8 protein-coding genes are annotated in these 13277 nt (G+C 55.1%); 1 reads left to right on the forward strand and 7 read right to left on the reverse strand.

Going from position 1 to position 13277, the window contains the following annotated elements:
• Positions 1-334 precede the first annotated feature (334 nt).
• The 6 genes from MKY64_RS10680 to MKY64_RS10705 form a co-directional block, all read right to left on the reverse strand.
• Complete coding sequence (locus tag MKY64_RS10680) at positions 335-1498, reverse strand: N-acetylglucosamine-6-phosphate deacetylase (RefSeq protein WP_340952821.1); 1164 nt, start codon at positions 1496-1498, stop codon at positions 335-337.
• Complete coding sequence (locus MKY64_RS10685; RefSeq protein WP_340952823.1) at positions 1495-2271, reverse strand: glucosamine-6-phosphate deaminase; 777 nt, start codon at positions 2269-2271, stop codon at positions 1495-1497. Before MKY64_RS10685 ends, MKY64_RS10680 begins: the two co-directional genes overlap by 4 nt.
• Before the next feature lie 49 nt (positions 2272-2320).
• Positions 2321-5377, reverse strand: coding sequence for a CBM96 family carbohydrate-binding protein (locus tag MKY64_RS10690; protein ID WP_340952825.1), 3057 nt, complete (start codon positions 5375-5377; stop codon positions 2321-2323).
• An 85-nt stretch (positions 5378-5462) separates the two neighbouring features.
• Positions 5463-7031, reverse strand: coding sequence for an extracellular solute-binding protein (locus tag MKY64_RS10695; protein ID WP_340952827.1), 1569 nt, complete (start codon positions 7029-7031; stop codon positions 5463-5465).
• A 42-nt stretch (positions 7032-7073) separates the two neighbouring features.
• Positions 7074-7943 (reverse strand): carbohydrate ABC transporter permease, encoded by an 870-nt coding sequence (locus tag MKY64_RS10700; RefSeq protein WP_209870928.1) that lies wholly within the window; start codon positions 7941-7943, stop codon positions 7074-7076.
• Between the two features lie 15 nt (positions 7944-7958).
• A complete protein-coding gene (locus MKY64_RS10705) occupies positions 7959-8885 on the reverse strand; it encodes an ABC transporter permease (RefSeq protein WP_051478139.1) in 927 nt (308 codons plus the stop codon).
• A gap of 303 nt (positions 8886-9188) precedes the next feature.
• Between MKY64_RS10705 and MKY64_RS10710 the strand changes: the two genes are divergently transcribed.
• On the forward strand, positions 9189-11480 hold the full coding sequence (locus MKY64_RS10710; RefSeq protein WP_340952830.1) for a helix-turn-helix transcriptional regulator: 2292 nt from the start codon (positions 9189-9191) through the stop codon (positions 11478-11480).
• A 12-nt stretch (positions 11481-11492) separates the two neighbouring features.
• On the opposite strand, the gene MKY64_RS10715 is transcribed toward MKY64_RS10710, so the two are convergent.
• Complete coding sequence (locus MKY64_RS10715; RefSeq protein ID WP_339314326.1) at positions 11493-13163, reverse strand: hypothetical protein; 1671 nt, start codon at positions 13161-13163, stop codon at positions 11493-11495.
• Positions 13164-13277: the final 114 nt, after the last annotated feature.

Genomic DNA, 13277 nt, shown 5'->3' on the forward strand with positions numbered 1-13277 from the left:
ATTTGGCTTACGGGCCGTCCCCGGTCCAAATGTGGTCGGTTTTTCGACTATATTGGGCTCACGTGCCGCTCCTGCTCCGAATGTAATCGGTTTTTCGACTACATTGAGCTCACGTGCCGCTCCTGGTCAGAATGTAATCGGTTTTTCGACTACATTTGGGCCTACGAGCCGCTCCCGGTTTCAATGTGATCGGTTTTTCGACTATATTTGGTCTACGTGCTGCGCCCGGTCGCAATGTGATCGGTTTTTCGACTACATTTGGCCCACGTGCCGCCCCTGGTCGCAATGTGATCGGTTTTTCGACTACATTTGGCTTACGGGCCGCCCTGCTAGACTAATCCTTGTCAGCCGCTGTAATCCGGCCATTCTTCCACACTGCCTGAATGTCCAGGGCTCCGCCGTTCTTGCGGAAGCCGATCAGATCTGCTGGGGCACCGGCGGTAAGTCCGGCAGCCTGCGGGAGCCTCAGCAGCCGGGCCGGGTGAAGCGAAGCGCAGTCGAGCGCCTCCTCCAGCGTTGCCAACCCGGCCCGGGCCAGGTAGGCCACCTGGTCCGCCAGCATCATGGCCGATCCGGCCAGCAGCCGGGGATGGCCAGCCAGATGCAGCCTTCCTTCCGGCGTCAGCACCACGTCGCCGCCGATATGCAGCCGGTAGGCACCCGGCGCCATGCCGCTCAGCGAGACGGCATCGCTGACCAGAATCGCCCGGCTCTGCTTCACCCGCAGGATCACCTTCAGCAGCGCATCCGGCAGATGGCAGCCGTCGGCAATCATGCAGCCATACAGCTCATCGGCAGCCAGTTGCTCCCACAGATAGTGAGGATGGCGCGGCAGAGTAAGATGCGTACCGTTGCCCAGATGAGTAGACATCACCGCCCCTGCGGCCACTGCTTGCCGGATCTGCTCCGGTGAGGCCGCCGTATGTCCGATGGAGACCCTCACGCCGGAAGCGGTGCATCTGGAGATGAAGGCTGCGGCTCCCGGCCATTCGGGCGACACGGTAATGATCCGGATCAGCCCCTCCGCCGCCTCCTGCCAGCGGCAGAAGGCCTCCCAATCGGGCGGGCAGATATGCTCCAGGGGATGCGCCCCGCGCGGACCGTTCTCCGGGGACAGGAAGGGCCCCTCCAGATGAATGCCTGCAATCAGCCCGGCGATATCCGGCTGTGTCCGCACGGCTTCAGCAATCACGGATGCTGCCTGGACGAGCTGGTCCGACCCGTTCGTAATCAGGGTAGGACAATACGAGGTAACTCCCCGGGCCAGCAGGCGGCGCGAGAGTCCAGCCACGGTCTCCGGTGCAAGCGGCAGCGTATTGAAGTCAAGCCCCCAGCCGCCGTTCACCTGCAAATCAACCAGCCCCGGCGCAAGCCAGGGCCAATCGGCCATATGCGGACTTTCGGCCAGGGTATGAACCGCTTCAATGACGCCACCGTTAACGTGGACCTCGAGCGGCAGGCCGGTTCTGTAATGTCTTCCCGAGATCACACCGTTCATGAGCCGAAGGCATCCCGGTCGGTAAATAGTGTAATGGCGGGATGGGTCCGCAGTAGGCTCGCCGGGCACGCAGTGCTGAGCGGGCCATGAAGCGCAGCCTGCAGCGCAGCCCGCTTGGCTTTGCCGGGAACAATGGCGAACAGATGATAACCTGCCATCAAGGCGGGCACGGTCAGCGTCAGCGCATGAGTAGGGACATCGTCCAGCGTGGCGAAGCAGCCGTCATTCACCTGCTGCGTCCGGCAGGCTTCATCCAATTCAACCGCTTTAACAAGCAGCGGATCGGCGAAATCGGCTACAGGCGGATCATTGAACGCAATATGCCCGTTCTCACCGATGCCAAGGCAGACGATATCAATAGGCGCTTCATTCAGCAGCTCCGCGTATCTCCGGCACTCCCCTTCAATATTGCCCGTCCGGCCCAGCAACTCGATCCGTCCGGGATTGACTCTGCTGAACAACCGTTCCTGCAAATAGTTCCCGAAGCGCTGATGGGCCTTCTCCGGCAGGCCGATATATTCATCCATATGAAAAGCGTGCACCCGGGACCAGTCAATCCCCTGCTCCCGGACCAGTCCTTCATACAGCTCATTCTGTGATGGAGCTGCGGCAAATACAATGCGAATCGGAGACTGAGACTTCCCCAGCAAGTCTCTGATGCACTGCCCGACCGCTCCTGCCGCCGCAGCTCCCATCTGGCTGCGCTCGTTATAGACCAGAACGCGCATACGCTCCACTAGATGCTCCGCCGCCGGAGTCAACGTCTCTTCCATGATGAACCCTCTCCTCCTTATTGGGGCGGAAGTGACCGCCCCTTCTCTTTTACAACCCGTCATTAACTAATAGATATGGCTTGTTATCCGAATTCTCTGAACTGGCCAGCGTTACAACGATTCCCGTAGTATTAGGGTCGCTCCACTGAAAGGTCGGCGTAAGTCCAGCCGCCGCTGCCGCGACAACATAAGCGGTCACATCCGCGCTGTACCACCCGGACCCGGTGACCCGGACTGTTCCGAGATTCGTTCCGCCGCTGACAGGGCGGTTATTCCAGGTAATGCCACTCTCGGTCCACTGCGCTCCGGTGTAGCCCTTCAGAGCAAGCGTAACCGGAGAAGCTGGAGCAGCGGTAACATAGACGTTCAGCGTTACGGACTGCACCGCCGTCCCGGAGAGATTCAGCTCTGCCTTCATGAAGGCGATACGGTCGCCTCCGCCCTGTGCATTCGGCAGATCGGCAACCTCCAGCACAGGCTCCTGCCCGAAATTAGCGGAGGGCTGGTGCTCATGGACATAGGCATCCATGGTCACCGGGATCACCGGATCTGCCGGAGCACTTCTCTCGATATGCAGCAGATAGAGATCTGCGGTTCCATCCTCGTGATACACCAGGACCGATACCTCGGCAGGCTCTGATCCGATCGTAACGGACGCGGCTGTTCCCGATGCCACGGGCATTCCGTTTACAAGTACCGCATCCGAGGCCTTGACGGTAACCGGTGTGACTTGTAGCACGGTTACGTTGCTGTTGACTGTAACGGTATAGGCATTGTCACTTGCAGCAAAAGGCTTATCCCACACTCCTGCCGATAACGTTAATCCACTAAGCCCGCCATGCGACAGTAATGCGGAAGTATGCGGCAGGTCATGGGCGCTGGCATAGTAATAACCGGCTGCCTGAACTCTTCTCGGCTCGAATCCGGCTTGACGCCCCGACAGAATAGCCTCTGAAGTGAAGGCAGCCCGCCCATCCGCTCCTGTAACTGCCGCCGCGTAACGGCCCGCCGAATACGTGAAGCGGCCTTCTATAACTGCTCCTTCAAGCACCACCCCGGTAGTATAGTCGCGCACTTTCATGGTAGCGGAAGCCGCAGTCCCGGTGTAGGCTAGCTGCATATCCGTCACAATCATCGGCCTAAGCGCTGTGCTTCCAGTAACAGCTGACACTTCGCTGGAGACCGGCCCGATATTGCCCGCCAGATCACGGGCGGCGATGCGGTAATAATAAGTGGTATCCGGGAGCAGTCCCTTGTCCTGATAATTCAGGCCCCGGGCGAGTCCGGCAATATCCGCAGAGGTTGGCGTGAAGCCGGGTACTGTGCTGCGGTAGATAATGTAGCGGTCTACCTCCAAGTTGTCAGTAGCCATTCCGTAATTCAGCCTTATGCTCTGATAGTCACTGGCAACAGCGGTTGGCGTACCCGCAGGTGCAGATGGTGCTTCATGGTCTTCCGGCGCTGTCCAGAAGACGCCGCCCGGTCCCCAATATGAAGGTAATGCCCGGTAGGAATCATAATGATGGACAGCGATTCCGCCGAAAGCGCTGCTCTGCCCGGAAGCGGCGTAGACCTTGTCCAGCTCTGCTTCCATGTGGCTGCGACCTTCCTCCTGGAAGGTAATGGTCTCCGGGTCACCGCTGTTAGCAATATCCAGCGTCTCTACCCCGATGACTACGGAATTCGGCTTGCCGATCGCCTCGGCATAAGCCAGCTCTCCAGCTGCGCCGGCAATGATGCCCGCTGTGCCGTCTGCGGAATCCCGGTAATCCATGATCGAGATATAATCGGAGATATCCTGGATATGCTCGGACAGCCATTTTGTCGTGCCATTCCACTGGATATTCGCCCCCTGCTCGGAGGAATCATACCATTTAGGGACAGCAGGGCCGAAGGGCAGCTGGATACCGGCTGTATCCCGGCGGTCAATCATTTTTTGGAGACCATCCAGGTACTCCTTTTGCAGGAACTTGCTTGGGTCTTTGAAGTCCGGGGAGATATACGGCTCGATGTCCACATTGATTCCATCGAACTTCTCATCCGCATCCACCGCAAGATTGTAGTTGATAATCTGCTCGATCTCCCGTACAGCATGACTATGGTAGCGCTCATAAGCACCCATATAAGCCGGGGAGGTTCCGCCCGCGACAAGGGCATGGACGCTTAAGTTCCGCTCATGCGCCCAGCGCATGAAGGAGCGTAGCTCATCCTCCTGCTCCTCCAGCGCCCGGTAGCCCGCGTAGTTGCCCACAGCCAGATACAGCGTCGTCACCGGCTCTGATCCGAAGGTTGCGGTGTCCGTAACGAAGGACTCCAGCACCTCCCGCGAACCCGGATTCAGCAGCAGCTTATAGCTCTCCGGCTCCCAGATCCACATGGCCCGGTCCTGATCGGGCAGAGGCACTGCCGCTTCATGTGTGCCCGCACCGACCTGCGCATAGACGGTCGGGCTGTAGCCGTAGCGTCCGGGCGCATTCGTGGCCCGGGCTTCCAGGCTGATCGTGCGGTCACCGATGCCCGCCGTATTCCAGGCATATACATATTCCGTGCCGTTATAAGCGGCCTGCTGCCACGGTCCCCGGTTCACCCGGACCTGCACAGCCGAGACTGGCGTAATCGACTCTGCCTGAACGGTGACCGCCACCTGTCCGGTCACAGCAATCCCTTCGTCCGGTCCGGTAATCGTCACCACTGGCGCAACGCCTGCCGGGTTGTTCACCTCAAGGGTGACGGACGGACTCCACACCCCATAGCGGGTGGTGGTATCCAGCCCGCGGGCCACCAGCTCCACCGAACCGTTGTAACGTGAGGTGTCGAGCGTATAAGACCAGGTGCCGCTGTCATCCCCGTCCGGGTCATCCAGCAGCGCTTCGAACTGGGCCGTCCCGTTCACATATAGCCGGACATCGTACAGTCCGCTATAGGTACCACTGACCTCCACCGGCCCGCCGGAGGAGACATATCCCCCGGGCGGTTCATCCAGTGTAATGGTGCCTGCGGCCCGGGCTGCGCCCGGAACCGCTACTGCTGAGAGTACAAGAATCAGACCTACCACCGATAGAATCCATCCAAGCCGTTTGCCAGAGCCTTGCAGCCATTGCTTCATAAGCGGCGCCTCCTTTAATGGTCACGCGATTACCCTGAATGCCTTGCCTGTGCTTCAGCGGTTCTTCCCTGCGGTCAGTACCCGGTTAGTTGCTGCTCAATTGAATATTCTGAACACGGTCATACGCTTCCTTGTACGTTGCCAGCAGCTTGTCCACGCCCAGATTGTTGATCTCCTCAACATATTTATCCCAGTCCGCCAGCTTACGGGAGCCGGTCACGAATTTGGCAAAGCTCTCATCACGGTGCTTCTTGATCGCCTGTCCGGTGATCGAGATGACTTCATTCTCCTTCTCGGTGAAGGCCGGACGCGGCTGCATGTTGGCCGGATCGTATTTGACGGCTTCTTCATAGGCGTGCTTCAGGTCATCCGAGAACAGGGACAGATGGGCATTGAAGTCAATCCACGTATAGGTTCCGCTGGTCTGAAGTCCCGTTGCTTTCCGCATTTCAATCACATCGGTGAATTCCGGCTTGAACTTGATCGTATCGCCTTCCTTCACATACGTCTCACCTTCCACACCCCAGCTGCTGAGCGTGCGGCCTTCTTCCGAATAGAAAAAGTCCATATAACTCATGATATCTTCGATATTCTTGGAGGTGGAAGCTACCGTCAGACCGCCCTCCATGTAATGGAAGTAAGGATTGAGCTGCTTGCCGCCCTCAAGCCCTGCGGGAGGAGCCATGAACTGCATATTGAATTCAGGGTTCTCCTTGCGCATCGCATTATTGAAGAAGTCCACACGGCTGATATAATCTACGGTTACAAAAGACTTGCCGGTAGACACCATGTCCTGCCACTGCTTGGTCTGCAGCGAGAGGAAGTCCGGCGGAATCAGCCCTTCATCATAGAATTGCTTCCACATGCCGACCATTTCCTTGTAGCTGTCCTCTGTCGGCCCATAGCGCCATTCTTTTGCATCAAAATCGTAGTACGCCCCTTCGCCCGTTCCATAGTTGACCGTCATATTCGTGTTCATCTCATCCGGGATCTGTCCGTAACGGAGCGACAACGGGTAACTGTCCGGGTATTTCGTCTTGAGCGTCTTCAGAGCCGTATGCAGCTCATCATAAGTCTTGGGAGCCTGAATGCCTTCCTTCTCAAAAACATCCTGGCGGTACATCCAGATCATCCGGTTCGTCTCCCCGAAGCCCTGGTTCGGGAACATATACATTTTGCCGTCAGCGGAGAGCGCCGCCTTCGCCTCATCCGGATATTGTTTCATCCAGGCGGTCAGATTCGGCAGCTTGTCCATGTATTCCATCAGGTCCACGAGTGCTCCCTGCTGGCCGAATTTGTTCGATTCCTTGCGGTTGGGCATATACATCAGATCCGGCAGCGCATTAGAGGCCACCGCGAGATTCAGCGCTTCAGCCAGCTTCCCGGAAGGAGTCTGCACCTCCAGCGTGACCCCGGTCTGATCCTTGATCCAGCCCCAGACCGGCCAGTCCTTGGAATAAGGGAAGGTGGCATTGTTGTCCAGCAGTGCGGTGAAGGTGTGGGCCTGCTTCGCTTCCGAAGTGGCCGGAGAAGCTTCTCCTCCAGGTGCAGCCGTAGCCGCAGGCGAAGCGGAATTGTTATTGCCCCCGCTGCAGCCGCTCACCAGTATTGCCGCTGCCGCGAGGGGTAGCATTACAGACTTCCATTTGTTCATTCTTCATCTCTCCCTTAAGTAGTAGTTATGGTTCAGACCGGTTCAGCCCTTCACTGCACCGATCATGGCGCCTTTGACAAAATACTTCTGAACAAACGGATATACCGTGAGTATCGGCAGCGTAGAGACCATAATCGTTGCATATTTGAGCGACTCTTCAACGACCTGGTTGTCTCCCCCGATCCCGGTCACATCCCCCGAGCTTGCGCTTCCCGCCAGCACCAGATTGCGGAGCAGCACCTGGAGCGGGAACAGATCCGGAGTGCGCAGATACAGGAGCGGATAGATGAAGTTATTCCACATGCCCACTGCGTAAAATAAAGCAATAGTGGCGAAGGAAGCCTTCGACAGCGGAATGATGATACGCATGAATATCCCGATATCATTCAACCCGTCGATGCGCCCGGATTCCTCCAGCTCCTTGGGAATGCCCGAGAAGAAAGTACGCATCAGAATCAGATTCCAGGTGCTGACCGCGCCCGGCAGGACCATGCCCCATACGGTATCCACCATATTCAGGGAGCGGACCACGAGGAAGGTCGGGATCATCCCGCCGCTGAAGAACATCGTCACGACGATCAGCATCGTGAAGGTCTTGCGCAGCGCCATATCCCGGCGGGAGAGCGCATAGGCCCCGGTAGACGTAACCACCAGCGAGATCAGCGTGCCGAGCACGGTGTAGATCAGCGTGTTTTTATAGGCCGTCCAGATCTTCGGGTCTCCAAGCACCAGCTCGTACATCTTCACATTGAAGCCCTTGGGCCAGAACGAGACCGTGTTCTTGATGACATTGATATCGCTGCTCAGAGACACCGCCAGCATGTGCAGGAACGGATAGAGCGTAATCACCACAACGATCAGCAGAAAGAACGTGCTGACAATATTAAACAAGGATATTCTCGGTGATCTCATCACCACACCTCTTCTCTACCATAGACTTGTCTCACTGACACGGCGGCTGATGTAATTGGCGCTATAGATGAAGATCAGGCTGATGATGCCCATGAACAGGTCGATGGACGCACCATAGCTGAAGTTCCCCTGTTCCATCCCGACCCGGTACACATACGTGCTGATGATGTCAGCTGTATCATAGATCGCCGGGTTCTGCATCAGGAATACCTTCTCGAAGCCAATCTCCAGCACCTTGCCGATATTCAGAATCAGCGTGATGACAATCGCCGGTGAGATGCCGGGCAGCGTAACATGCCAGATTTTGCGCATCCGGCTGGCCCCGTCCATGTCGGCTGCTTCATAGAGTTGGGGATCAATCGCCGTTAATGCCGCCAGATAGATGATGGTCTCCCAGCCGATATGCTGCCAGATCTCCGAGAGAACATAGATCCCCCGGAACATCCCCGGCTCATTCATGAAGTTAATCGGTCCGATTCCGAACGTGCCCAGCAGATTGTTAATCAGGCCTCCTGTCGGCGACAGGAACATAATCACCATGCTCGCCACAATGACATTCGAGATGAAATGCGGCAGATAGCTGACCGTCTGCACGAATTTTTTGAACGCAGCCTTACGGACTTCATTCAGCAGAATCGCCAGGATCACCGGAGCAGGGAAACCGAACACCAGCTTGTACAGACCCAGGAGCAGGGTGTTCTTCATCAGCGGCCAAAAGTCAGGATTCTCAAAAAACATCCGGTAATACTTCAGCCCCACCCAGTCGCTGGCCCAGATTCCTTTAAACAGATTATAATCCTTAAACGTAATGACGAGGCCGAACATTGGCGCATACCGGAAAATCAGATAGTACAGCAGGCACGGCAGGAACAGCAGCCATAGTGTTTTGTTATGGTTCCAGGTCCGCAGCAGACGCCCTTGACGCCGGTAAGGATCTTTCATTTCCTTTCGCAAGTTGTCTTGTACTACACTCGTTTGAGCCATAGGCATTCCCCTCTTGTTCTTAATGATGCAGCTCGCTGAATGTCAGCTAACTTCCCCTCTGTTTCCGGGGTTTGTCTCCGAATTATAGCGGCAAGTCTTTGGGAAGCGCTATCAGCATGTTATATATCTTTTCGCCCTATTTGCGTATTTCCCTAGAATAGCGTATAAATCAGCAAAAGTGCATATTGTGCGTGTCAGCTTTGTGCCGCTATGATAGGATAAAACGATAACCAAGCGGCTGCACCTGAAGGGGGAATACATATGAAGAGACCGCTTACCAGCCAATTTGCCCTTAGCGGCCTGTTCGTCAAGCTCATGCTCAGCTTCCTGAGCGTCATCCTGCTTCTGGCTTCATTCAATCTGTTCTCTCATCTATATCTTAGCGGGAAGGTCTATCAGGAGGTGGTCCGGCAGAACGAGCAGAGTCTAAAGCAGACGGTGGAAGGGTACGAGAATCACTTCCGGCTGACGCAGAATATGATTCTGGCGCTGACCCAGTCAGATACGTGGACAGCCAACCTGGGCATTCTCAGCCATCTGAAGGAGAACCGGCGGTATGATATTCTCAGCGAGGTCAAGTCGGATCTGATGACGCTGTACGGGAATCCTTTTATGCATATTGAGAATTTCATTCTGTACTTCAAGGCGGAGGACTATGTTCTTGAGAAAGAGGGACTGAGTAGCGCGGCCGACATGTTCGGCAAATATTATTACAGCGGGGAGTATCCGGCGGATTTCTGGAGCGCCCAGACCATGGACAACCAGTATCTGAAGGTCCTCCCTGCCGCCTCTTTTACGGAAACAACAATGAGCTCCACGCGTGCGCTCGGGCGGCTGATGCCGGTTATGATCAAGGCTATTCCTTATGAAGAGGTCTACGGCATTGTGATGCTGAATCCGCAGCGGCTGGAGCAGGCGTACGGGGATGCCGGGAAGAATCCCTTCTATATAATGGATGCGCAGGACCGGCTGCTCTTCTCCACCGCAGAGACGGAGCTGCCGGCGCTGGAGTATGCCGTTACTACAAGCTCGCATGAGCGAATCGGGGATAACTATTATTTCTATCAAAAAGGGGCGCAGACCGGCTTCACCTACGTCCGGGTCACCGAGGTTGCCGCCATCGCGAGCGGGCTGCGCGGCATGCGGCTGCTGCTCGCAGTTCTGCTCGCTGCTGCGGTGCTGGTCAGCCTTCTGTTCTCGCTCCTGTTCAGCTACCGGCTGAACCAGCCGCTCCAGCGCCTGATCGCCGCGTTCGACCGCAAATCGGGCAGCGTCCCCGGCAAGGTGAGCAGCGTCAAGGAGTTCGCCATTATCGGCGACCGCCTAAGCTCCATCCTGGAGAACAACCGGTTCATCCAGAACGATCTGGCGCACAAGAATTCGCTGGTCCGCCAGTATGCTTATACTCATAAGGTGAAAAATATTCCGCTGAACGCAAGTCTGAATGAGCTGGAGGATGCCCTGCATTCCGAACGCCCGTATGCCTCCATCCTGTTCAAGCTCAGCTTCACCCGCCTGCCGGAGGAGCCTGAGAAGCATACGCTGGCGTTATGGCAGCTGATTCAGCGCCTCTTCACCGGGGAGGAATCCGAGAACGTCGCCTTGCAGCCGGAGCAGGATCTGCTCTTGCTGCTGCTCTTCGATCCCGGTCCGCAGAGCGCCATTCTTCAGGTGCTGGGCACTTTGCAGGAGCTGCTGGCAGAGGAGCATTCCCTCTACCTCACGATAGCGGTCAGCCCGGTGTATTCGGGGGAAACCCCGTTTACCGATGCTTACCACAACCTGTCCGAGCTGCTGAAGGAACGCAGACTGAACGGGGAGACACAGATCATCGTGGAGCCGCGGGCCTCGTCGGCTAAGGCGTTTCATCTGAAGGTCACCCATGGGGAAGAGCTGCATAACCTGCTGCAGTCCGGCAGCGAAGAGGCGGTGTTCGGGTGGCTGGACCGCCAGCTGGAGCAGCTGCAGAATAAGGATGCCGCTGCGGAGGATTTCCGGGCTTTTGCTGCGGGAGTGGCAGAACAGACAAGCAAGACCGTCATGAAGCTGAATCTGCCGGAGCTTGAAATGGGGCTGGTCGCGGCCCTGTCCGGTGAGCCGTTCGCCGCCTTCTATTCCACGCAGCAGTATAGTGAATGGCTCCGGGAGCTGGTGACTCCTGTGCTTGCGGCGGTCCGCAGCGGCTCGGAGACCCGGGACCCGGTCATCAGCTTCGTGCTGGAGTATCTGGAGAAGCATTACGGGGAAGACATCAATCTCAATATCGTAGCCGACAAGCTGAATCTGACCTCCGGCTATCTGTCGAGCATCTTCAAGGAGAAGACCGGCATCAACTTCAGCGAATACCTGAACACGCTGCGCATTGAGCGGGCCAAGGAGCTGCTGGTGAATATCGACCTGCGCATCCAGGATATCGCGCTTCAGGTCGGCTACCAGAATGTGAACTCGTTCATCCGTATGTTCAAGCGTGCCTCTGGCCTGACTCCGGGCGAGTACCGGAAGCGGGTTGGCGGGGATAATCAGGGGCTGGGTTCGGTGGCCGGGGAGGAATGAGGAGGGAGAATCTCAGTTCCTGTCTTTATAAATTATCTCCGTATTACTAACAATAATGTTTCCGTTATTCCCCGTGCCTACGGCTTCACGATCTGAAATAACCGTTGTATCAGGCGGTATAGAATTAGAAGAGCTTCCCTTCTTCTTGTTGTTTTTTACATCATAGAGAAAGTAAGAAGTATCCTTCGCCTTCGGCGCTGAATAGCCCGTGGGCGAAGGCTCTAAAGTATAGGATTTAATCACTGCAATATTAGCATCCCTCCATCCTGTAACCTCCACTGCCGAATCATCATTGCTATCTTGCGCTTGAATGGAAGCAATAAGAAGCCCGTCCTTATCGTAGAAGTGTATGACCTGCGGAGCTATTTTTAAATAATCAATATCGATATCCAGGATTCGCTTGCGGTCATCCAAGGATTGATCCATCCAGGCAATGGTCCCCGCCGGGTTCCACTTTATTTTCTCAGATGGCACATATTGATTCGCCGGCAATGCTACCATGCGTAACGGAACGCCTTTATTATTGTAGAATGTCAATTGTCCGCTCTCATCATCATGGACAAACCGCTCCAACGTTGGAGCAAGAAAGAGAGAAGGCGCTCCACTCGTCGAATGAGGGATGACAGGATATTTCAATAGATGCACATCATCCTTGCCTGTTTTCAGATCAAAGATCCATACATTGCCAAGGTAGCTTTGCAGGAATAGCTTTTGCTCATCCGCTCTCCATTCTTGCTTATAGATATAATCGTAATCAGGTGTAAGCGGCCAAAAGTCTTCGCGGAGACGTTCAATAGCTCCCGTGGTTACATTGTAAGCGGACAAGTGGTATTGTCCTGCCTTCTCCGTCAGCTCCGATTCCAGAAACAACAGATGGTCTTCATCCATTGGAAATAGCATATTGTAACTGCTCATAAATGAATTATTCCAGCGATTGTCTGATGAGTTCAATGTATCGCTCCATCTTACACCTACTTCATCCGTAGAAGGATCATGAGATATTAATGCGTTGATTGCGTTATGGTCTCCGTAAAAGAGATGCACGGTATTATATTTTATCCCCTGTAATTCAACGGCAGGGCCTCCGCTTAGCGAATAGTTATTTTCCGGCAGACCGATCGGCCTGGCCACAAGATCTCCGGCAGAGTTCCTCACGGCTCTGAACGTCAGATCTTCCAAGCTTGATTCTGCGAACACCTTCTTCTTCAATTCAGCCGTAGCTTCCTTAGTCAGCGTATATCCGGTATGCGTATCTCTCATATCCATAATCATGGCTTGTTCGCTCTCCTCGTTGATCCATAGCTGAAACGCATATTTCTTCTTTGCGGATTCCATAAAGATATCGTAGTTGGCATCAGTCACATTTAGAACCCCTGGTAAGGGGGCTGCACTTTGGATCGCGCGGGTAATCACTTCTATAGATTCTTGATCTGTGTATTCCATGGGATCTTGAGGATTCTCCGGTGCCATGTTGAGTAATTTGGTGACCGTGATTTTCTTGACTGACTCAAAGTCGTAGTTTGTTAGGGTCTGCGTACTGCTGTCGTCATTGGGGCTGGACACGGGATGAACAGAGTTGTTACCTTGTAGGGCTTGGTCATTGTTATCCCCGCCGGTACAGCCCGCCAACGATAGAATAAAAGAAATAGCTACTGCTGGGACTACAAGTTTTCGCTTTATCACATTGAAACCTCCTTCTTTCTTCTATAATTATAGGACGACAAAAATGGGAGATAGTTGCATATTTCCCTGTGTAATAAAAAGAGACCTGCACTAATCCCTAGACATTAGACAGGT

It is taken from the genome of Paenibacillus sp. FSL R7-0210 (genome assembly GCF_038009085.1).
GTDB classification, from domain to species: domain Bacteria; phylum Bacillota; class Bacilli; order Paenibacillales; family Paenibacillaceae; genus Paenibacillus_AQ; species Paenibacillus_AQ silagei.